This window comes from Nonomuraea salmonea (genome assembly GCF_042428605.1).
In the GTDB taxonomy this organism is placed as follows: Bacteria; Actinomycetota; Actinomycetes; order Streptosporangiales; family Streptosporangiaceae; genus Nonomuraea; species Nonomuraea salmonea.
In genome coordinates this window covers 209747-231706 of sequence record NZ_JBHMCF010000011.1, presented here as the reverse complement: position 1 = coordinate 231706, position 21960 = coordinate 209747, and the positions used below count along the sequence as shown (strand labels likewise).

At 73.7% G+C, this 21960-nt stretch carries 18 protein-coding genes; 7 read left to right on the top strand and 11 right to left on the bottom strand.

Annotated features, from left to right (window positions below; genetic code table 11):
* Window positions 1–43: 43 nt before the first annotated feature.
* The gene (gene tuf, locus ACFFR3_RS11555) at window positions 44–1213 is read right to left on the bottom strand and encodes an elongation factor Tu (RefSeq protein WP_364377167.1); all 1170 of its coding nucleotides are present in this window, start codon (window positions 1211–1213) and stop codon (window positions 44–46) included.
* A gap of 230 nt (window positions 1214–1443) precedes the next feature.
* Window positions 1444–2739 (bottom strand): UDP-glucose dehydrogenase family protein, encoded by a 1296-nt coding sequence (locus ACFFR3_RS11550; protein ID WP_364377169.1) that lies wholly within the window; start codon window positions 2737–2739, stop codon window positions 1444–1446.
* Between the two features lie 208 nt (window positions 2740–2947).
* Here ACFFR3_RS11550 and ACFFR3_RS11545 point away from each other — a divergent pair, with 208 nt between their 5' ends.
* From ACFFR3_RS11545 to ACFFR3_RS11515, 7 genes are all read left to right on the top strand, one after another.
* Window positions 2948–4828 (top strand): S9 family peptidase, encoded by a 1881-nt coding sequence (locus ACFFR3_RS11545; RefSeq protein WP_379483079.1) that lies wholly within the window; start codon window positions 2948–2950, stop codon window positions 4826–4828.
* A complete protein-coding gene (locus tag ACFFR3_RS11540) occupies window positions 4789–6117 on the top strand; it encodes a serine hydrolase domain-containing protein (protein ID WP_364377173.1) in 1329 nt (442 codons plus the stop codon). The genes ACFFR3_RS11545 and ACFFR3_RS11540 overlap by 40 nt, the downstream gene beginning before the upstream one ends.
* Window positions 6118–6131: 14 nt before the next feature.
* Window positions 6132–7799 carry a PucR family transcriptional regulator gene (locus ACFFR3_RS11535; RefSeq protein ID WP_379483078.1) on the top strand — a complete coding sequence of 556 codons (1668 nt, stop codon included), beginning with the start codon at window positions 6132–6134 and terminating at the stop codon, window positions 7797–7799.
* Between the two features lie 91 nt (window positions 7800–7890).
* Entirely contained in the window at window positions 7891–9462 is a 1572-nt protein-coding gene (locus ACFFR3_RS11530; RefSeq protein WP_364377177.1) for an ABC transporter substrate-binding protein, read from the top strand.
* Window positions 9462–10403 (top strand): ABC transporter permease, encoded by a 942-nt coding sequence (locus ACFFR3_RS11525; RefSeq protein ID WP_345403133.1) that lies wholly within the window; start codon window positions 9462–9464, stop codon window positions 10401–10403. Before ACFFR3_RS11530 ends, ACFFR3_RS11525 begins: the two co-directional genes overlap by 1 nt.
* Complete coding sequence (locus ACFFR3_RS11520) at window positions 10400–12226, top strand: dipeptide/oligopeptide/nickel ABC transporter permease/ATP-binding protein (protein WP_379483077.1); 1827 nt, start codon at window positions 10400–10402, stop codon at window positions 12224–12226. Before ACFFR3_RS11525 ends, ACFFR3_RS11520 begins: the two co-directional genes overlap by 4 nt.
* Window positions 12223–12888, top strand: a complete 666-nt coding sequence (locus ACFFR3_RS11515) for an ABC transporter ATP-binding protein (RefSeq protein WP_345403139.1) — start codon at window positions 12223–12225, stop codon at window positions 12886–12888. Before ACFFR3_RS11520 ends, ACFFR3_RS11515 begins: the two co-directional genes overlap by 4 nt.
* On the opposite strand, the gene menC is transcribed toward ACFFR3_RS11515, so the two are convergent.
* The 9 genes from menC to ACFFR3_RS11470 form a co-directional block, all read right to left on the bottom strand.
* The gene (menC, locus tag ACFFR3_RS11510; protein WP_345403142.1) at window positions 12878–13978 is read right to left on the bottom strand and encodes an o-succinylbenzoate synthase; all 1101 of its coding nucleotides are present in this window, start codon (window positions 13976–13978) and stop codon (window positions 12878–12880) included. The two genes, ACFFR3_RS11515 and menC, sit on opposite strands and share 11 nt — an antisense overlap.
* On the bottom strand, window positions 13975–14712 hold the full coding sequence (locus ACFFR3_RS11505) for a GNAT family N-acetyltransferase (protein ID WP_345403145.1): 738 nt from the start codon (window positions 14710–14712) through the stop codon (window positions 13975–13977). Before ACFFR3_RS11505 ends, menC begins: the two co-directional genes overlap by 4 nt.
* A 274-nt stretch (window positions 14713–14986) precedes the next feature.
* Window positions 14987–15277 carry a hypothetical protein gene (locus ACFFR3_RS11500; protein WP_379483076.1) on the bottom strand — a complete coding sequence of 97 codons (291 nt, stop codon included), beginning with the start codon at window positions 15275–15277 and terminating at the stop codon, window positions 14987–14989.
* Between the two features lie 52 nt (window positions 15278–15329).
* Complete coding sequence (locus ACFFR3_RS11495; RefSeq protein ID WP_364377185.1) at window positions 15330–16913, bottom strand: Na+/H+ antiporter; 1584 nt, start codon at window positions 16911–16913, stop codon at window positions 15330–15332.
* A 250-nt stretch (window positions 16914–17163) separates the two neighbouring features.
* Window positions 17164–18081, bottom strand: coding sequence for a M24 family metallopeptidase (locus ACFFR3_RS11490; RefSeq protein WP_379483075.1), 918 nt, complete (start codon window positions 18079–18081; stop codon window positions 17164–17166).
* A gap of 221 nt (window positions 18082–18302) precedes the next feature.
* Window positions 18303–19205 (bottom strand): ABC transporter ATP-binding protein, encoded by a 903-nt coding sequence (locus ACFFR3_RS11485; RefSeq protein WP_355423052.1) that lies wholly within the window; start codon window positions 19203–19205, stop codon window positions 18303–18305.
* A gap of 2 nt (window positions 19206–19207) precedes the next feature.
* Window positions 19208–19981: an ABC transporter ATP-binding protein gene (locus ACFFR3_RS11480; RefSeq protein WP_379483074.1), complete on the bottom strand. Its 774-nt coding sequence runs from the start codon at window positions 19979–19981 to the stop codon at window positions 19208–19210.
* Window positions 19978–20856 carry an ABC transporter permease gene (locus ACFFR3_RS11475; protein WP_355423046.1) on the bottom strand — a complete coding sequence of 293 codons (879 nt, stop codon included), beginning with the start codon at window positions 20854–20856 and terminating at the stop codon, window positions 19978–19980. The genes ACFFR3_RS11480 and ACFFR3_RS11475 overlap by 4 nt, the downstream gene beginning before the upstream one ends.
* On the bottom strand, window positions 20853–21950 hold the full coding sequence (locus tag ACFFR3_RS11470; RefSeq protein ID WP_345403169.1) for an ABC transporter permease: 1098 nt from the start codon (window positions 21948–21950) through the stop codon (window positions 20853–20855). Before ACFFR3_RS11470 ends, ACFFR3_RS11475 begins: the two co-directional genes overlap by 4 nt.
* Between the last annotated feature and the right edge of the window lie 10 nt (window positions 21951–21960).

The window sequence follows — 21960 nt, the reverse complement described above, 5'->3', positions numbered from 1 at the left end:
CGGCCGTCCCGGTCGTGATGACCGGGACGGCCGTTCAGGGGGGTCAGGCGGTCAGGACGGTGCCCGCGCCGACCGTGAGGCCGCCCTCACGGATGGCGAAGCCGAGCCCCGCCTCCAGCGCGACCGCCTTGCCCAGCGTCACCGTCACCTCCACCGTCTCGCCGGGGGCGGCGCTCTCGACGCCGTCCGGCAGGGTCAGCTCACCCGGCACGTCGGTCGTGCGCAGGTAGAACTGCGGCCGGTAGCCGGAGGCGATCGGCTTGCGCCGGCCGCCCTCCTCCGGGGTCAGCAGGTAGACCCGGGCCGTGAACGCCCCGAGCGCCCGCTGGCTGCCCGGCGCGGCCAGCACCATCCCGCGCCGCACCTGCTCGCGGCGGATCCCGCGCAGCAGCACGGCCGCGTTGTCGCCGGCCTCGCCCTGCTCCATCGTCTTGCCGAACGTCTCGACGCCGGTGACGACGGCGGTGAACCCCTCGCCGAACCCGACCACCTCGACGGTGTCGCCGACGCGGACGGTGCCCCGCTCGATGGCGCCGGTGACGACCGTGCCCCGGCCGGTGACCGTGAGCACGTTCTCGACCGGCATGAGGAACGGCGCGTCCACGTACCGCACGGGCACGGGGATGTGCTCGTCCACCACCCGCAGCAGCTCCTCGACGGAGGCCGTCCAGACCGGGTCGCCCTCCAGCGCCCGCAGCCCGGAGACCCGCACCATCGGCACGTCGCGGTAGCCGTGCTCGGCGAGCAGCTCCTGCAGCTCCAGCTCGACCAGGTCGACGAGCTCGGGGTCGGCGCCGTCGGCCTTGTTGACGGCGACGACCAGGTGCTCGACGCCGACCCGCTTGGCCAGCAGCACGTGCTCCTTGGTCTGCGGCATGATGCCGTCGTGCGCGGACACGACGAGGATCGCGCCGTCGAGCTGCGCCGCCCCCGTGATCATGTTCTTCACGTAGTCGGCGTGGCCCGGCATGTCGACGTGGGCGTAGTGGCGGGTGTCGGTCTCGTACTCGACGTGCGAGATGTTGATCGTGATGCCCCTGGAGGCCTCCTCCGGGGTGCGGTCGATCCGCTCGAACGGCGTGTACGTCGCCTGCCCACGCTGCGCCAGCACCTTCGTGATGGCGGCGGTCAGCGTCGTCTTGCCGTGGTCGACGTGACCCATGGTGCCGATGTTGAGATGCGGCTTGTTGCGTACGTAGGCCTGCTTGGCCATCGGTTCCCTTTCCCTGAAACCTGCGGAGTGAGTGACCCGTGTGGGCCGGTTCGACCTCCCCCCGCCGGGTCACTTCAGGGACTTACGGGAAGAGGTCGGCGCTCCAGGCCGTCGCAGGCACGCCCGGACGCGCCCGGCAGTGCGGGCGTCGCGAGGTGGGCGAGCGGGAACATGATGTTCATAGTGCGGTCGTCAGCAACGAACCGCAACGGATTATTCCGCCGCGTGGGTCAGGGGCGGCCGACCCCCATGTAGGTGTAGCCGAGCCCGCGCATCTCCCGCGGATCGAGCAGGTTGCGCCCGTCGAACAGCACGGGACGCCGCATGGTCGCCGCCATGCCCGCCCAGTCGGCCTCCTTCAGCTGCGGCCACTCGGTGACCACGATGGCCGCGTCGGCGCCCTCGACGGCCAGCTCGGGGGTGGCGAGGCGGGTGGTGGAGGTCCACGGCTCGACCTCGGCCGGCCGCGCCATCGGGTCCCAGCAGCGCACCTCGGCGCCCTCGGCCAGCAGCCGCCCGGCCAGCACGGTGCTGGTGGCCTCGCGCATGTCGTCGGTGCCCGGCTTGAACGTCAGCCCGAGCAGCGCCACCCGCATGCCGGTGAGCGTGCCCAGCTCGTCCTTCAGCTTCTGGATCGCGCGGCGCTTCTGCAGGTTGTTGACCTCGATGACGGCCGACAGGAGCTGCAGGTGGTAGCCGGTGTTGGAGGCGAGCTGGCGCAGCGCCTCGGAGTCCTTCGGGAAGCAGGAGCCGCCCCAGCCGATGCCGGGCCGCAGGAAGTGGGGGCCGAGCCGGTGGTCGAGGCCGACCGCGCGGGCGACCTCCTCGACGTCGGCGCCGGTCTTCTCGCACAGCGTGGCGATCTCGTTGATGAAGCTGATCTTCGTGGCGAGCAGCGCGTTGGAGGCCAGCTTGACCATCTCGGCCGAGCGCACGTCCATGACGACCACCGGGCCCTCGATGCCCTCGTGCAGCTCGGCGACCAGGGCGGCGGTGGCGTCGTCGGCCGAGCCGATGACGATGCGGTCGGGCCGCATGAAGTCGCGTACGGCGCTGCCCTCGGCGGTGAACTCGGGGTTGGCGGCGTAGCCGACGTGGGACAGGCCGGCCTCGTCGAGCGCGGCCCGCACGCGGGTGCCGGTGCCGACCGGCACGGTGGACTTCATCACGACCGCCCGCAGGTGCTCGGCGCCTTCGAGGGAGCGCACGACCGACCAGACGCGCGACAGGTCGGCGTCGCCCGAGGCGGACGGCGGGGTGTCGACGCACACGTACGCGATCTCGGCGCCGTCGAGCGTCTCACCGAGGTCGGTGGTGAAGGACAGGCGCTCCTTGTTCCTGGCGATCATGTCGCCGAGGTCGGGCTCGTAGATCGGCACGTCGCCGGAGCGCAGCAGGGCGACCTTGCCGGGGTCGATGTCGCGGACCACGACCCGGTGACCCAGCTCCGCGAGGCAGGCGCCGGTCACCAGACCGATGTAACCGGCACCGAACACGGCCACCTGCCGTTCCGGCGTGCGTACCATGCTTGAACCATCCATTCTCGGGAAAACTCGGGGGAAATCAGGCGCCGGGGACCGGCGGGGGATCTTAACCTTAACGTTCGCCCCGTCATTCTCCCCGACCGGCGGGACCACCTGGTTCCCCGGCCGCTTGTAGCGGGGCACAACCAGGGGCCGGGCGTTCGTCCGGGAGGCCGAAGCAGGGCCGATGCCGGTGGCCTACGGTTCGCATATGCGACGTCTCACCCTGGACGACCTGTACGGCTTCGCCGTCCCCTCCGATCCGGCCCTGCGTCCCGACGGCGGCGCGGTGGCGTACACGCTGACGAGCGTCGACCGCGCGGCCGACGAGAACCGCACCGAGGTGTGGCTGGCCGTCCCCGGCGGGCAGCCGCGCCGGCTGGCGGAGGGCAGCGCGCCGCGCTGGTCGCCGGACGGGCGCACGCTCGCGTTCCTGCGCCCGGTGGACGGCGCCGCGCAACTGCACCTGCTGCCCATGGACGGCGGCGAGCCCGCGCCGCTCACGAAGGCGCCGCTCGGCGCGGGCCCCGCCGTGTGGTCGCCCGACGGCACGAAGATCGCCTACGCGGGCCCGGTCGGCCCTGGCGACGGCGGGCCGCCCGACCCGCACGCGCCCGTGGTGGCCGACCGGCTCGACCACAAGGCCGACGGCGCGGGCCTGCTGCGCGGGATCACCACGCACCTCTTCGTGATGGACGTCGCCTCAGGCGAATCCACCCGGCTCACCGAGGGCGACCTGCACGCGGGCGAGCCGTCGTGGTCGCCGGACGGCGCCACGCTGGTGTTCACCGCGGCCCTGGAGCCCGACCCCGACCTGGAGCTCGACGCCGGCGTGTACGCGGTGCCCGCGACCGGCGGGAAGCCCGAGCGGCTGACCGACCCCGAGCTGCTCTGCGCCGGCGCCTGGTGGCTCGGCGACCGGCTGGTGGTGGCCGCGCAGAAGGGCGAGCCGGTGGGCCACGTCCGGCTGTTCGAGCTCGGCCAGGACGGCGCCGCCGAGGTGGAGACCGGGCTCGACCGCAACGTCATGGTCGGCCACCCCGGCTACCCCGGCGCCGTCCCCGCCGCGCACGGCGACGACCTGCTGTTCTGCGCCCGCGACCGCGGCCTGACCCGCCTCTACCGCGCCCCCGCGCACAGGCTGGTGCCCGGCGACGTCAGCGTGGCGGGCGCGAGCGTGGCCGCCGGCAAGGTGGCCTACGTCGCCGCCACGCCCCGCAGCCCCGGCGAGGTCTTCCTCCTGGACCTCGCCGGCACGACGCCCGAGCGGCTCACCCGGCACACCCCGGCGGACATCGAGCCATACGTGCCGGTCAGCCGCACCTTCACCGCCCCCGACGGCACCGAGGTCGAGGGCTTCGTGCTGCGCGACGAGAGCCTCGAGGAGAGCCGCACCGGGCCCGGGCCGCTGCTGCTCGACGTGCACGGCGGCCCGCACAACGCCTGGGCGCCCGTGCTCGACGGCTTCCACCTCTACCATCAGGCGCTCGCCGCGCAGGGCTGGACGGTGCTCACGCTCAATCCGCGCGCCAGCGACGGCTACGGCGAGGCCTTCTACAAGGCGACCGCGGGCGCCTGGGGCCTGGCCGACACCCAGGACTTCCTGGCCGCCGTGGACGCCCTCGTCGCCGACGGCGTCGCCGACCCCGAACGGCTGGCCGTCACCGGCTACAGCTACGGCGGCTACATGACGTGCTGGCTGACCGGCGTGACCGGCAGGTTCAAGGCCGCCGTCGCGGGCGGCGCGGTCACCGACCTGAGCAGCATCTCCGGCACCTCCGACCTGGGCCACCTGCTCAAGACGTACGAGTATCACGGCGACCTGGCCGCCCAGTCGCCGATCACCCGCGTCGGCGAGGTCACCGCACCCACCCTGCTGCTGCACGGAGAGAACGACGACCGCTGCCCGATCGGCCAGGCCGAGCAGTGGTTCGCCGCACTGCGCGAGCGCCGCGTGCCGGTCCGGCTCGTGCGCTACCCGGGGGCCTCCCACCTGTTCATCCTGAACGGCCGGCCCTCACACCGGTACGACTACAACGAAAGGATCATCGCGTGGCTGGAGCAATGGGTCAGCAGCGGCTCGCCGAGCTGATCGCCCGGTACGAAGTGCCAGGAGCGGCGCTGGCGTACCTGCACGAGGGAGAGCTGACCGAGGTCGCCGCCGGCACGCTCAACGCCGCCACCGGCGTCGAGGCCACCCCCGACGCGCTCTACCAGATCGGCTCGATCACCAAGGTCTGGACGGCCACCCTGCTCATGCAGCAGGTCGAGCGCGGCAGGCTGACGCTGGACACCCCGGTCGCCGAGGTGCTGCCCGAGTTCAGGGTGGCCGACCCCGAGGTCAGCAAGACCGTCACCATGCGGCACCTGCTCTCCCACACCAGCGGCATCGACGGCGATCTGTTCCTCGACACGGGCCGCGGCGACGACTGCGTGGCCAAGTACGTCGAGGCCTGCGCCGACCTGGCCCAGAACCACCCCATCGGGGCCACCCAGTCCTACTGCAACTCCGGCTTCGTCATCGCCGGCCGCGTCCTGGAGAAGCTGAGCGGCAAGACCTGGGACGCCCTGCTGCGCGAGGAGATCGCGGAGCCCCTCGGCCTGACCCACACCTGGACGCTGCCCGAGGACGTGCTGCGCTTCCGCGCCGCGATGGGCCACGTGGACGGCGGCGCGCCGGCCCCGGTGTGGGGGCTGATGCGCAGCGCCGGCCCGGCCGGGCTCATCTGCGCCCGCCCGGCCGACGTGGTCGCCTTCGCGCGGGCCCACCTGGAGGGCGGGCTGCTCGACGACCCGCAGGCCATGTGGGAGCCGCAGGTGGACGTGCCCAACCCGCACGGGCTCGGCCCCCAGTGGGGCGTCGGCTGGATCCTGGACGAGTGGAGCGGGCAGCGCGTGGTGTCCCACGGCGGCAACACGATCGGCCAGCACGCCATGCTCTGGGCCGTGCCGGGCACCGGGACCATCGCCTGCGTCACCGCCAACGGCGGCCACTCGGGCGCCTTCACCCGCGCCGTGGCGACCGAGCTGTTCGCCGAGCTGGACGGCCTCGCCGTGCCGCAGATGCCCGCCCCGCCGGAGACCCCGATCGAGGTGGACGCCACCCCGTACGCCGGCGTCTACGAGCGGGCCGGCGCCCGCATCACGGTGTCGGTCAAGGACGACGGGCCGTGGCTGACGATGGAGGCCACCGGGGCGCTGGCCGAGCTGGAGCCGGAGCCGGTGAAGCGCAGGCTCGTCCCCGTGGAGGGCGGCGAGCGGCCGCTGTTCGCGTGCAAGGAGCCCGACGCTCCCGACTGGCTCGCGGTCGTCTTCTACGAGCTGGCCGACGGCTCCCCGTACGTGCACATGGGCGCCCGCGCCACGCCCAAGACGGGGTGAACTATCGTGACCCCATGAGAATCCGCCCGCGCGCCAGCCTCGGGCGGATCCTCGACGACCTCGGCACCACGGTGCTCGACGTCGCCGCCTCACCGGGCGACCTCGACGCCGAGGTCACGGGCGTGCACATCTACGACCCCCTCGACGAGCTGATCGTGCCCGAGGGCGCGATGGTGCTCGCGGTCGGGGTGCAGGGCGCCGCCGACGTCTGCGCGCTGCTGGCCCGCGTACCCCACGCGGCCGGCGTCGTCGTCAAGCTGCCCGTCGACGTGGACGAGCGCGTGCGCGCCGCCGTGCTGGAGACCGGCGTCGCGGTGCTCGGCCTGACCAGGGCCGCCTCCTGGGCGCAGGTGGCGGCACTGGTGCGCTCGCTGCTCGCCGAGGGTGACCTGGCCGAGCCCGGCGAGGGGGCGCACGGCGACCTGTTCGCGCTGGCCAACGCCGTGTGCGCGCTGCTCGACGCGCCCGTCACGATCGAGGACAGGTCGTCGCGGGTGCTGGCGTTCTCCGGCCGGCAGGAGGAGGCCGACCAGGGCCGCGTCGAGACCGTGCTGGGCCGCCAGGTGCCCGAGCGCTACCTGCGGCTGCTCGACGAGCAGGGCGCCTTCAAGCGGCTCTACCAGAACCGCGAGCCCGTCTACATCGAGCTGCACGACGGCAGCGTGATCAACCGGGTCGCCGTGGCGGTGCGGGCCGGCGACGAGATCCTCGGCTCCATCTGGGCGGCCGTGCACGAACCGCTCACCCCGCAGCGGCAGCGCGCGCTCGCCGACGCCGCCAAGGTCGTCGCGCTGCGGCTGCTGCACGAGCGGGCCGGCGCCGACACCCAGCGGCGGCTGCGCGCCGACCTGCTGTCCACCGTGCTCGCGGGCGGCGCCGACGCCGCCGAGGCGGCCGGCCGGCTGGGCATCGCGACCGCCCGGCTGTGCGTGCTGGCCGCCGAGCTGACCGGCCCGCCTGGCGACGGCGCCCGCACCTCCGGGCACGCCTTAGATCGGGCCTCCGACCGGCTCTCCGATCACCTCGCCGACTACGCGGCCGACCACGCGCGCAGCGAGAGCGAACGGCAGCGCTTCTGCGACGCCCTCGCCCTGCACGTCGCCGCCATCCACCCCAAGGCCGCCGCCGCGCTGGCCGGCTCCGTCGCCTACGCCGTGCTGCCCCTCACCCCGGGCGGTGGCGAGGAGGAGCGGGCCGTCCGCGTCGCCGAGAGCTTCCTCGCCAGGGTCGGCCCCCGCCACGCCGCCAACGTCGGCGTCGGCCGGCTCGCGCTCAACCTCGCCCAGGTCGCCCGTTCTCGCGCCGACGCCGACCGGGCCCTGCGCGTGCTGCGCACCCGGGGCGCCAGCGGGCAGGCCGCCGGCTACACCGCCGTGCACTTCGAGTCGCTGCTGCTCCAGGTCTCCGACGTGGCCGCCGCCGAGGAGCAGGCCCCCACCGGCCCCTACCAGCGGCTGCTGGAGCACGACGCCGAGCACGGCACCGAGCTGGCCGCCACGCTGGGGGCGTACCTCGACGCGTTCGGCGACGTCAACCTGGCCGCCGCCCGCGTCCACGTGCACCCCAACACCTTCCGCTACCGGCTCAAGCGGCTCACCGAGATCGGCGGGCTCGACCTGAGCGACCCCGACGCCCGGCTCACCGTGCAACTCCAGATGCGGATCTTCGGACGCCAGCACTAGACGGCCGAGCTTTTTCGTGGCCGGCACCGAAGAACGCGCCACGGCGCAGCCGCGAAGGTGGACCTCACCCCCACGCTCGTCTGGAGTACCCATGAGAACACCATTCGCGGCGGGCCTCGCCGCGCTCGCCCTGCTCGCGGCCGGCTGCGGAGGGACGGGGGCGGAAGGCGGGCCGGCCGGGGGCGGCACGTTCACGTACGCGCTGCCCGCCGACCCGGGCGTGCTCGACCCCGCCATGGGCGTGCTCAACGTCACCAACACCACGCTCTCGCTCGCCTACGACACGCTGGTCAGCGTGGACGCCGAGGGCAAGATCGTCCCCGCGCTGGCGCAGAAGTGGGACGTCGAGCCCGACAAGGTCACCTTCACCATGCGCAAGGACGCCGTCTGCTCCGACGGCTCGCCCGTCACCCCCTCCGACGTGGCCGCCAGCGTCGACCACATCACCGACCCCGCCACCAAGTCGTCCATCTACGGCGTGCTGGTCCCCACCGGCATGAAGGCAGAGGCCGACGACGCGGCCGGCACCGTGACGCTGTCCATGCCGGAGCCGTTCAGCTTCATCCTGGAGACCGGCCGCGCGATCTTCGTGGTCTGCGGCAAGGGCGTCAAGGACCGCTCGCTGCTGGCCCGCTCCACCTCCGGCAGCGGCGCCTACCAGCTCACCGAGGCGGTGCCCGGCGACCACTACACGTTCAAGGTGCGCAGGGAGTACGCCTGGGGCAGGCCAGGCAGCTCCATCAAGGAGGCGCCGGAGACCGTCGTGCTGAAGATCGTCCCGAACGAGCAGACCGCCGCCAACCTCCTCGTCGCCGGCTCGCTCAACGGGATCACCCTTTACGGCCCCGACCGTGCCCGCGTGGAGGCCGCGCCCGGCGTCACCAAGGCGGTCACGCCGGTCGCCAACGGCCAGTTCTTCTACCACCAGGGCGACGACAGGCCCACCCGCGACCCCGCCGTGCGCAAGGCGCTCACCCAGGCCATCGACCTCAAGGAGCTGGCCGGCATCGCCTCCAGCGGCACCGGCAAGCCGCCCACCGGGCTCGTCCTGTACCCGCGTCCCTGCCAGGGCGACACCGTCACGGGCCACGTGCCCGCGCACGACCCGGCGGCCGCCGCCGCGGCGCTCGACGCGGCCGGCTGGAAGGCCGGCCCCGACGGTGTGCGCGTCAAGGACGGCAAGCGGCTCACCCTGCGCTACCTGTACGCCACCACCCGCGGCGCCGGCGTCCAGGCCGCCGCCGAGTACCTGGCCACCGCCTGGGGCAAGATCGGCGCCGAGGTGAAGCTGAACGGCGCCATCGACACCAAGCTGTCGGAGTCGCTCAACGCCACCCAGGACTGGGACGTCGTCTGGCTGCCCATCGGCGTCACCCTGCCCAGCCAGCTCGTCGGCTTCCTGTCCGGCCCCGGCGCGCCCAAGGGCGCCAACTTCGCGCACCTGGCGAACAAGCGCTACCAGTCGCTCGTCGCCGAGGCGTCGAAGGTGCCCGCGGCCGAGGGCTGCGACAAGTGGCTGCAGGCCGAGTCGGCGCTGTTCGAGGACGCCGACCTGGTTCCGGTGGTCGAGACGAACGTCCTGGAGGCGGCCAAGGGCGCCACGTACGAGATGCTCGCCGGGATGTTCACGACCACCTCCATCCGCCTCACGCAGGGGGGCTGATGAGCCGTCGTGTCGGCGTACGGCGGCTGGTGCGCTTCCTGGTGTCCCTGGCCGTGCTCGTGGTGGCGACGTTCGCGATGATCCACCTCATCCCCGGTGACCCCGTGCGCGCCGCCCTCGGCCCGGCCGCGCCGGTCGAGCTGGTGGAGGCGCGCCGGGCGGCGCTGGGCCTGGACCGGCCGCTGCCCGAGCAGCTCGTCACCTACGTGACCGGCGTCTTCTCCGGCGACTTGGGGACCTCGTTCGTCACCGGCGAGCCGGTCGGGGAGGTCATCCTGACCCGCCTGCCCAACACGCTGAGCCTGGCCCTGCTCGCCACCCTCGTGGCCCTGCTCGTGGCCGTGCCGCTCGGCATGTGGGCGGCCATCCGCACCGAGAACGGCCGCAACCGCGGCACCGAGCTGACCTTCAGCGCCGGCACGGGTGCGGCGGTGGCGGTGCCGGAGTTCCTGTACTCGATCGCGCTGGTGGCCGTCTTCGCCATCGGGCTCGGCTGGTTCCCGCCCGCGGGCAAGGCGGGGGCGATCACGTACGTGCTGCCGGTCGCCGCGCTGGCGATCGGCCCGGCCGCCATGATCGCCCGCATCTCCCGCGTCGAGACGCTGCGCGAGCTGGGCAAGGACTACGTGCGGCTGGCCCGCGCCAAGCGCCTGCCCGCCGCCCGGCTGCACCTGCGGCACGTGCTGCCCAACACGCTCACCGCCACCCTCACCGTCGGCGGCCTGCTGCTGACCTCGCTCATCGCGGGCGGGGTGCTGGTCGAGTACGTCTTCGCCTGGCCGGGACTCGGGCTCAAGATCGTCGAGTCGGTCACCCAGAAGGACTACCCGGTGGCCCAAGGCGTGGTGCTCGTCTACGGGGCGATCGTGCTGGTCGTGAACCTGGGCGTCGACCTGGTGCTCGGCACGCTCGACCCGACGTCCGCGATCAAGGAGGCATGATGACCCCGCTGCTGGGGCGGCTGCGGCGGAACGCGCCCGGCGTGGCCGGGGCCGTCATCGTGGCGGCCATGGCCCTGCTGGCCGTGCTCGGGCCCATCGTCTGGGGCGCCGAGGCCGACCGCATCGACGCCGCCGCCATCCTCCAGGGCTCCTCGCCAGGACACCCGCTCGGCACCGACAACCTCGGCCGCGACCTGCTGGCCAGGGTGCTGGTCGCGGGCCGCTACTCGCTGCTGCTGGCCCTGGCCGCCACCCTGATCGGCGCGTTCGCCGGCGTCGTGCTGGGCACGCTGCCCTCGATCCTGCCCAGGCGCGGCGCCCGCCTGGCCACCGGCACCGTCAACGCGCTGGTGGCCTTCCCGGGGCTGCTGCTGGCCATGTTCACGGCCGTCGTCAGCGGGCTCGGGGCGCGCGGCGCGGTGCTCGGCATCGGCGCGGCCATCGCCCCCGGCTTCGCCCGGCTCACCCAGACCCTGGCCGCCACGGTCGCCGGCGCCGACTACGTCTCCGCCGCCCGCATGCTCGGCGTGCCGCGCCGCCGCATCCTGACCAGGCACGTGCTGCCCAACATCGCCGAGCCGCTCATCCTGCACCTCACCCAGGCGCTCGGCGGCGCCCTGCTGGGCCTCGCCGGGCTGTCGTTCCTGGGGCTCGGCGTGCAGCCGCCGGACTTCGACTGGGGGCGGCTGCTGTTCGACGGGTTCCCGCGCATCTACGTCACCCCCGAAGTGGCGCTCGGGCCCGCCGCCGCCATCGCGCTGGCCGGCATCGGCTTCAACCTGCTGGGCGACGCCCTCGCCAAGGCCGCGGCGCGCACCACCGTGCCGCGCGGCCGGGCGGCGCCCGCCGCGCCGCCCGGTGAGCCGCCCGAGCCCGACCCGGAGGCCGTGCTGGAGGTGTGCGACCTGACCGTCTCGTTCCCCGGCGGCGCGTCCCCCGTACGGAACCTGTGGCTCACCGTCGCGCCCGGCGAGATCGTCGGCCTGGTGGGGGAGTCCGGCAGCGGCAAGAGCATGACCGCCGCCGCCATCGGCGGCCTCGTGCCCTACCCCGGCGCCGTCACGTACGCGGCGCTGCGGCTCGGCGGCAAGGACGTCGCCACCCTGTCGGGCAAGGAGCTCGGCACCGCGCTCGCCATGGTCTTCCAGGACCCGCTGGCCGCGCTCAACCCCGCGCTCAAGGTCGGCGGCCAGCTCGCCGAGGTCGCGGTCGTGCACGAGGGCGCCACCCGCGCCGACGCCCGCCGCCGCGCCGTGGACCGGCTCGGCCAGGTCCACCTGCCCGAGCCGGAGAGACGCGCCGGGCAGCACCCGCACGAGCTGTCCGGCGGCATGCGGCAGCGCGCCGTCATCGCGATGGGCCTCATGGGAGCGCCCCGCCTCGTCATCGCCGACGAGCCCACCACCGCCCTCGACGTGACCGTGCAGCGGCAGATACTCAAGCTGCTGCGCGAGGTCGTCGAGGAGACCGGCGCGGCCACGCTGTTCATCTCGCACGACATCGCCGTCGTGGGCGAGCTGTGCGACCGGGTCGTCGTCATGTACGCCGGCCGCGTCGTCGAGGAGCTGCCCGCCGACCGGCTCGCGGGCGGGGCCGCGCACCCGTACACGAAGGCGCTCATCGCGTCCCTGCCCGACCTCGACACCGACCGCGACACGCCGCTGGCCGGCATCCCCGGCACCCAGCCCGCGCCCGCGGACGTCGGGCCCGGCTGCGCGTTCGCGCCGCGCTGCGAGCTGGCCACCGCCCGCTGCGCGAGCGAGCGTCCCGAACTCGTCACCCTCGGCCCCGGCCGGCGGGCCGCCTGCTGGGAGGTCAAGTGATCGTCAAGAACCTGAGCGTGCGCTTCGGCGCCTTCACCGCCGTGGACGACGTCACGCTGGAGATCCCCGACGGCAAGGTGGTCGGGCTCGTCGGCGAGTCGGGGTCGGGCAAGTCCACCCTCGCCAGGGCCGTGTGCGGGCTCGTGCCGCACACCGGCAGCGTCGAGGGGGCGCGGCGGGTGCAGATGGTCTTCCAGGACCCGTACGCGTCCCTGAACCCCCGCATGACCGTCGGCCGCACCATCGCGGAGGGCTGCGGCCCCGGCGAGGTGGAGCGGCTGCTCGGCCTCGTCCGGCTGCCCGCCGAGCTGGCCGGCCGCTACCCGCGCGAGCTGTCCGGCGGGCAGCGGCAGCGCGTCGCCATCGCCCGCGCGCTCGGCGGCGACCCCGAGCTGCTGGTGGCCGACGAGATCACCAGCTCGCTCGACGTGTCGGTGCAGGGAGCCGTGCTCAACCTCGTGCGCGGCCTGCGCGACGAGCTGGGCCTGTCGATGCTGTTCATCTCGCACAACCTGGCCGTCGTGCGGTACGTCGCCGACGTGGTGGCCGTCCTGCACCGCGGCCGGCTGGTCGAGGTCGGGCCCGCCGAGCAGGTCGTCGGCGAGCCCGCGCACGACTACACCCGCGCCCTGCTGGCCGCGGTGCCGCGGCTCAGAGAGTGATCCACTCCGTGGCGGTGGTGACCTCCTCCAGCACGCCCGGGATCGGCTCGACCCCGAGCCCCGGGCCCGTGGGCACCTCCAGGTGGCCGTCCACCAGCTCGAACGGCTCGGTGACGTCGGTCGCGAAGTAGCGGCGCGAGCCGGAGGTGTCGCCCGGCAGCGTGAAGCCGGGAAGCGCGGCCAGCGCCACGTTCGCCGCCCGGCCGAGGCCGGTCTCCAGCATGCCGCCGCACCACACCGCGATGCCGTTGGCCCGGCACAGGTCGTGGATGCGCCGCGCCTCCAGGTAGCCGCCGACGCGGCCCGGCTTGATGTTGACGATCGAGCACGAGCCGAGCGCGATCGCCGCGGCGGCGTGCTCGGCCGACTCGATCGACTCGTCCAGGCAGATCGGCGTGCGCAGCCGCTGCGCCAGCTTCGCGTGCTGCACCAGATCGTCGTTGGCCAGCGGCTGCTCGATCAGCAGCAGGTCGAACGCGTCGAGCCGGGCCAGCCTGGGCGCGTCGGACAGCGCGTACGCGGCGTTCGCGTCCACCTGGAGCAGCAGGTCGTCGCCGAACCGCTCGCGCACCGCCCTGACCGGCTCGACGTCCCAGCCAGGCTGGATCTTCAGCTTGACCCGGACGTACCCCTCGTCGACGTAGCCCGCCACCGCGTCCAGCAGCTGCGGGATCGAGTCCATGATGCCGACCGACACCCCGCACGGCACCCGCGTCTTCGCCGCGCCCAGGAACCGGCCGAACGACTCGCCCGCCGCCCGCAGCTGCGCGTCCAGCACCGCCGTCTCCACCGCCGCCTTGGCCATCCGGTGGCCCTTGATCGGCTCGAGGGCGCCGGCCACCTGGTTCGCGTCCAGGCCGGCGGGCAGCGCGGGCAGCAGGAAGCGGCGGATCACCTCGGCGGCGCCGTCGACGTACTCGGAGGAGTAGAGCGGCTCGCTCATCGCCACGCACTCGCCCCAGCCCTCGGAGTCGGGCGTCACCACCCTGACCAGCAGCACGTCACGCGCGGTCTCGGTGCCGAACGAGGTGCGGAACGGCGACACCAGCGGCATCGCGATCCTGCGCAGCTCCACTCCGGTGATCTTCACATGCTCTCCACTACGTAGTACGACTTCGCGGCGAACCCCGTCACCTTGCGGCCCTCCGCCATCAGCCCACCCAGCACATCACGGACGGCGTGCCGCCACGCCTTGCCCGCCCCCTTGTCGGCCCTGCGCAGCGCCTGGATGTCGGGCGGCACCGCGACCAGCACCACCGGCGCGTCCACCGGGCCGAGGGCCGGCCGGCCGCCCTCGTCGGCCAGCGCCACCACCGCGCCCTCCGGCGCCGGCGCGTCACCGGGCTCCCGCCTGGCCAGCGCCTCGACGTGCGGCGCGGTCAGCGGCCACGAGGCCAGCAGCCGGTCGGACTCGTCGCCCTGGTTGATCGCGTCCTCCATGACGCCGTAGAAGTACGGCAGGTACTCCACCGGGCGCGCGCCCAGCTTCGCCAGGTTGAAGTGCGCGTTGCGGCGTACCAGCGGGTCGTAGGTCCAGGTGATGCGGGTCAGGCCGCGTTCGAGCGCCCAGCGGCGCTGGTGCTGCTTCAGCTCGAACCCGATGCCCCGGCCCGCGACCGAGCCGGTGACGTGGGAGTGCAGGGCGTTGCCGGCGGCCAGGAACCCCACGGAGCCGCCGACCAGGCGCCCGCCGTCGAAGGCGCCGGCGACGTAGCCGCCCGCGTGCGACAGCGCGCGCATCAGCTCCATCGTGATGGGCGGGTCGCTGGAGCCGAAATCCCAGATGTCGTCGAACAGCGTGTAGACGCCCTCCAACTCCGGCATCTCGTGAAGCTCCCTGACCTCGATCAACGTCTCACCCTTTCCCCTCACTGAGGTTCCATGGCGACGTTATGCCATGGAGGGGCGCCCGGGATTCGTCCGGTACCACCAAGAGGACGGGGGTCTTTCGTAGCGGAACCTCAGCGCGGTCCCAGCGCGGTCCCAGCGCGGTCCCAGCGCGGTCTCAGCGCGGCTCAGGGGGCCGCCTCCGCGTGCAAGGCGATGCCGATCCTGCTCGGCGCCTCCTGGCTCAGGCGTACGGACTCCAGCGGCACCGTCACCTCCGGCGTACGGTAACGGCCGCCGGAGAACCGGCCGGCGCGGTGAGCACCACGTCGGCCCCCTGCAGCAGCAGCTCGGCGATCTCCTCGGCCCCCCGCGCGACCGGCCGCCCCACCAGCAGCCCGGGGAACTCCGGCACCGGCCCGTCGAGCGCGTAAATGATCTTGACCCTGGTGGCACAGGGCGGCGGGCCGCCGTCATGCCACCCGCAGACCACGACGTCAGCCGGCGCACCGGCCGGGGGGACAGGCGACACAGCGGGCTTCCACGTGCCGATGTGCAGCATGCTCCATGACTACCTTCGCCGCGAACCATCACACGCCGTCATGCCGTGGCTGTCAGCGCAGGCTGCGGGCGTCGAGCCGGCGCAGGATGCGGGAGATGATCGCCGGGTCCGCCGCGGGGTCGCGGCGGGCGTCCAGCACGACCTGGCGGGCCGCCGACATCATCTCGCCCTGCACCCGGCGCATCAGCCTGATCCGGCGGACCCGCTGCTCGTACGCCTCGCGCCGCTCCTCGTCGGCGGCCTCAGGGCTGAGCCGCACCCCCATGTCCAGCAGGCGTCGGTTCAGCACCTCCATCACCTCCTCCGGCAGGTCCTCGGCCTCGTCGATCTCGCGCAGCCGCCGCTTGGCCGCCTTCGCCGCCGCCACCGCCAGCCGCTTCTCCAGCTCCCGCTCCGCCGCCGTGTCCGCCTTCACGCCCAGCTTGCCCACCAGCCACGGCAGCGACAGGCCTTGCACGATCAGCGTCGTCAGGATGACCGCGAACGCGATGAACACGATGACGGGACGCTGCGGGAACGCGCCGTCCTCCGTCTCCAGCGGGATGGCCAGCGCCAGCGCCACCGACGCCACTCCGCGCATGCCGGCCCACCACATCACCACCGTCTCCCGCCAGCTCAGCGGGATCTCGGTGTCCTCATGGCCAGGGCCGCGCGCCTTCTTCGCCAGCCAGGCCGCCGGCAGCAGCCACACCAGCCGTACGAAGACCACCACGCCCACCACGGCGGCGCTCCACCACAGCAACTCGCCCAGCCGCCCGTGCACCGTGCCGAGCACCGCGTGCAGCTCCAGCCCGATCAGCCCGAACGCCACCCCGGTCACCAGCGTGTCCACGACCTGCCAGAACGTCGCCGAGGCGAACCTGCCCAGCACGTCGTCGGCGTCCGACATGCGCTCGCTCAGGTAGAACGACGTCGTCAGCACGGCCAGCACGCCAGAGCCGTGCAGCTGGTCGGCCAGCGCGTACGACACGAACGGCACCAGCAGCGACACCCCCACCTGCAGCGTCGCGTCGCCCAGCCACGCCATCAGCCGCCCGCCCAGCCAGCCCAGCGCCAGCCCCACGATGACGGCCACCACCGCCGACAGCACGAACTCGGTCAGCGCCCCCGGCCACGAGAACGTGCCCGTCACCACCGCCGCGATCGCCACGTGGTACAGCACGATCGCCGTCACGTCGTTGAACAGGCCCTCGCCCTCCAGCAGCGACACCATGCGCCTGGGCAGCCCCAGCCGGCCCGCCACCGCCGTCGCCGCCACCGGGTCCGGCGGGGCCACCAGCGCGCCCAGCGCGACCGCCGCGGCCAGCGGCAGCCCCGGCACCAGCGCGTGCGCCACCCCCGCCACGGCCGCCGTCGTCACGAACACCAGCGCCACCGCGAGCAGGAAGATCGGCTGCCAGTTGGCCGCGAACTGGCGCCACGAGGTGCGCTGGACGGCCGCGTACAGGAGCGGGGGCAGCAGGAGGGGCAGCACGATGCCGGGCGGTACGTCCACGTTCGGGACGAAAGGCAGGACGGCCATCACGATGCCCAGCAACGTCATGAGGACGGGCGGCGGCAGGCCCAGGCGGTCACCCAGCGGCACCATGAGCAGCGCCCCCAGGAGCACCAGCATGAGCAGCACGAACTGGTCCACGAACGCCCCCAACTGATCGCCGCACCAGCCTAGTCCAGCCCTTTCCCCCAACCCCGAGAACCCCACCCCCTCTGACGCTCCCGCCCTACGGAGGCTCTCCCGTCGGACGGGCTCGTGTCCTTCGGGGGTGGGGTGGAGACCCCCACCTTTCGGGTGCTTGCGTCTTTGGAGGCTTTCCCGCCTCACGGGCTCGTGTCCTTTGGGGTGGGGTGGGCCACGCCTACCCTTTCGGGCTCGTGGGGTGGTGGCGTCAGTGGTCGAGGGTGTGGAGGGTGTGGGGGAGGGAGCCCAGGGGGAGGGCGCCTGACTCCGTGCAGGCGATGACGTCGGCCAGGCGGGCGCCGAACAGGTCCGGTACGTGGATCGCCGGCTCCAGGCAGAACGTCATGCCCGCGGACAGGACGGTGTCCTCGCCGGGGCGGGGGCCCTCGTCGGGGCCGAGGCCGATGCCGTGGGCGACCTGCGGGGAGGCGTAGCGGCCGTAGCCGCTGCCGTCGATCACCTCCGTGACCGCCCTGGCCACCTCCGACATCGGGACGCCGGGACGTACGGCGGCCAGCCCCGCCCGGTACGCCGCCGGCACCACCGAGTACATCGCGTCGAAGTCCTCCGGCGGCTCGGCCACCACGAACACTCGGGCCGCCTCCGCGCAGTAACCGCCCCACCGCCCGCACACCGACACGGTCACCGCGTCCCCAGGGTTGATGACGCGGTCGCCTGGCACGTGCGAGGGCCTGGCCGTGTGCTCTCCCGCCGCGACCCGCAGCGCCGCCACGTCCTCGCACCCCGACTCGACCAGCAGCAGCCCCAGCCGCTTTGCCATCTCCCGCTCGGTCGCCCCGAACCAGGACAGCTCCCGCGCCCCCGCCAGCACGCCCTCCGCCGCCGCGACGGCCCGCCTGATGGCGGCCACCTCGCCCGGCTCCTTGCACAGCCGCAGCGGCGCCAGCACCGTCGAGGCCGGTACGAACTCCGCCTCGATCGCCAGCCCGAACAGCTCCCGCACCCGCATCTCGGCGTCCACCCCGACCCGCCGCGCCCCTGAGGGCACCACCGAGGCGGGATCGTCCGTCTCGGCCACCACCTCGGCCGTCACCACGAGGAACGCCCCCTCACCGCCCCCCAGGAACCGGTAATCGGGCGAGGGCCGCAAAATCAGCGCATCCACCCCATCCGCCACCATCCGCTCCCGCACCGCGACCACCCGCGAGGCCACCGAAACCGCCAGAGGCCCCACCAGAGGCCCCACCAGAGGCCCGATCGCGGGGCCGTCCCCCGGTCCAGCGAGCCCGGGCGCGCCCATCGCCGCCGCACCCTTCGGCGCACCCTCCGGCCCGGGACGCTCATCCGGCGTGAGGTCCGCACCGAGGGGATCAGGGGGTGGCGGGGTCACTTGGGCTCGTGGAGCCAGCAGGCGACCGGGCCGAAGGCCGGCTCCTTCTCGCGGCACACGTCCATCACCGAGGGGCAGCGCGGGTTGAAGCGGCAGCCCGACGGCGGGAAGGCGGGGTCAGGGACGTCGCCGGGCAGCTCGGCGGGCAGGACGCCGAGACCGTCCGGTTTGGGGATGGCGCCCAGCAGCGCCTCGGTGTACGGATGCCGCGGCCGCGCCCACACCTCGGCCGTGTCGCCCACCTCGACGATCTTGCCGAGGTACATGACCGCGATCCGGTCCGCGATCAGCCGTACCACCGACAGGTCGTGGCTGATGAACAGCAGCCCGGCCCCCGACGACACGGCGAGGTCCCGCATGAGCCGAGCCACCTGCGCCTGCGCGGAGGCGTCCAGCGCGGAGATCGGCTCGTCCCCGATGAGCAGCCGGGGCCGCGCGGCCAAAGCCCTGGCGATGGCGATGCGCTGCCGCTGCCCGCCGGAGAACTCGTGCGGATGCCGCCCGGCGAAGTCGCGCGGCAGCCCGACGCGTTCGAGCAGGTCGGCGGGCGTCGTGGAGGTGTCGCCCGAGGTGCGCAGCCCGTCGGCGATCTGGTCGCCCACCCGGCGCCGGGGGTTCAGGGACGCGTACGGATCCTGGAACACCATCTGGATGCCGGTCAGCTTCCTGCGCCGCAGCCCGAGCGGCGTCACCGGCTCGCCTTCGAACGCGATGGACCCGGCCGTCACCGGGTTCAGCCCGCAGACCGCCCGGGCCAGCGTCGACTTGCCGCAGCCGGACTCCCCGACGAGCCCGACCACCTCGCCGGGCCGCACCTCCAGGCTGGCCCCCGCGACGGCCCGCACCACGGGACGCCCGGGCGAGCGGTGCTCCACCACCAGGTCGTCGATGGTCAGCATGCTCAGCGCACCTCCGTGTCGGGCAGCGAGTCCAGCAGCGAGCGCGTGTAGGCGTGCCCGGGCTCGCGCAGCACGCGCCCGCGCGGGCCCGACTCCACCACCAGGCCGTCCTTCATCACGCTCACCTCGTCGGCCACCGCCGACATGACGCCCAGGTCGTGCGTCACCAGCAGCACGGCGAGCCCCAGCTCGTCGCAGAGCCCGCGCAGCAGCCGCAGCACGCCGGCCTGCACGGTGACGTCCAGCGCCGTGGTCGGCTCGTCGGCGATCAGCACCTTCGGGGAGCAGGCCAGCGCGATGGCGATCGCGATGCGCTGCCGCATCCCGCCGGAGAACTGGTGCGGGAAGCGCCCGTACGCCTCGGCGGGGCCGGGGATGCGGACCTTGCCGAGCAGCTCGACCGCCCGCTCCTTCGCCTCGGCCTTGCCCAGCCGCAGGTGGTGCCGCATGTGCTCGGTGAGCTGCGTGCCGATGGTCAGCATCGGGTGCAGGCTGGTCGCCGGGTCCTGGAAGACCATGGCGACCTCGCCGCCGCGCACCCGGTTCAGCTCCTTGGGCGGCAGCCGCAGCAGGTCGCGCTCGCCGAGCGTGATGGCCCCCGACGCCTTGGCGCCGTGCGGCAGCAGGCCGAGCACGGCGAGCCCGGTCATCGTCTTGCCCGAGCCGCTCTCGCCGGCCAGCCCGTGCACCTTGCCGGCCGCCAGCCGCAGGTCCACGCCGCGCAGCACGTCCTTGCCGCCGATCCTCACCTTCAGGTCCGCGATGTCCAGCGTCACAGGGCACGCTCCTTGATCGCGCGGGCCGTACGGGGGTCGAGGGCGTCGCGCAGCGTGTCACCGAGGAAGTTGAACGCCAGCACCACGGTCAGGATCGCCAGGCCGGGGAACGTCGCCACCCACCAGCTGTCGAACACCTCCACGCCCGACGCCACCATCGCCCCCCACTCGGGCGACGGCGGCTTGGCGCCGAGGCCGAGGAACGACAGGCCCGAGAGCAGCAGCAGCGCCGTGCCGATGTCGAGGGTGGCGAGCACCAGGACGGGGCCGGTCACGTTCGGCAGCACGTCCACCCGCAGCGAACGCCACACCGAGAAGCCCAGCAGCCGCCCGCTCAGCACGAACTCCCGCTCCCGCACGCCCAGCACCAGCCCGCGCGTCACCCGCGCGTACGCCGGCCAGGCCACGACCAGCACGGCCAGCACCGCGTTCGTCAGGCTCGCGCCCAGCGCCGCGGCCACCACCATGGCCAGGATCACCGTCGGGAACGCGAACACCAGGTCCGCCACCCGCATGATCGTCTCGTCCACCCAGCGGCCGAAGTAGCCGGCGCACGCGCCCAGCAGCCCGCCGATCAGCACGGACAGCACCACCAGCAGCAGCGTCAGCGGGATCGACACGCGCGCCCCGTACATGACCCGGCTCAGGATGTCGCGGCCGAGCTGGTCGGTGCCGAACCAGTGGCCGGGCCCGGGGGCGGCCAGCCGCGGCAGCTCCTGCGCCAGCGGGTCGTGCGGCGCCAGCGCGGGCGCCGCCAGCGCGATCACCAGCCAGGCCACCGCCAGCACCGCGCCGACCACGGCCAGCGGCTGCCGCCACGCCTCGGGCAGCCGCCGCAGCAGCCCCCTGCGGGCCAGGGGGTCCCGCCGTCTCATTGCAGCCTCACTCGGGGATCGATGACGCCGTACAGGACGTCCACGATCAGGTTGATGACCAGGTACACCACGCCGACGACCAGGCCGACGCCCATCACGGCGGGCAGGTCGAGGGTGGTGGCGCTCTTGTAGGCGTACTGGCCGATGCCCGGCCAGGCGAAGATGGCCTCCACCAGCACCGTGCCGGACAGCAGGCTGCCGAACGCCAGGCCCGCGACCGTGATGACGGGCACGAGGGCGGAGCGCAGCACGTAACGGAACAGGATCGTCCGTCCGGGCAGGCCCTTCGCCCTGGCCGCGCGCACGTAGTCCTGGCCCAGCACCTCCAGCACCGCCGAGCGGGTGAAGCGGGTCAGCAGCCCGATCGTGTAGAGCGCCAGCACCAGCGCCGGCGTGACCAGGTGGCCGACGGCGGAGGTGAAGATGTCCCAGCGGCCGGCCAGCAGCGCGTCCACCGTCTGCAGGCCCGTCACCGGCGGCGCGGAGCCGAGCGCGGCGTCCACGCGGCCGCTGCCCGGCGTGATCTGCAGCCGGTAGAAGAAGACGTAGAACGCCACCAGCGCCAGCCAGAACGTCGGCACCGAGATGCCGATCAGGCTCAGCACCCGCAGCGCGTGGTCCGACAGCCGGTCCCTGCGCAGCGCCGCCACCACCCCGAACGCCACGCCCAGCACCAGCGAGACCAGGATCGCCGCGCCGGCCAGCTCCAGCGTCGCCGGCACGAACTCCGCCAGGTCCTGCGCCACCGGGCGGTGGCTCTGCTGGCTCGTGCCCAGGTCGCCCTGGACCAGGCCCTGCAGGTGGATCAGGTACTGCTGCCACAGCGGCTTGTCCAGCCCGTGCTCGGCCCGCCACTGCGCCACGATGGCGGGGTCACCGAGCGCGCGCTGGCCGAGGTTCGCGGCCACGGGGTCGCCGGGGACGAGGTTCGTCAGCACGAACGTCACCAGCGTGATGCCCCACGCCATGAGCACGGCCAGCAGCACGCGCCGCACGAGGAACCGCACCAGCGGATGCCCGCCCCGCCGCCCCGCCTTCTTCTGGGCCGGGCCGGCGGCGGGCCGGCCCGCCGCCGGTTCCTGGGTCTCCGACACTTGGGACGTC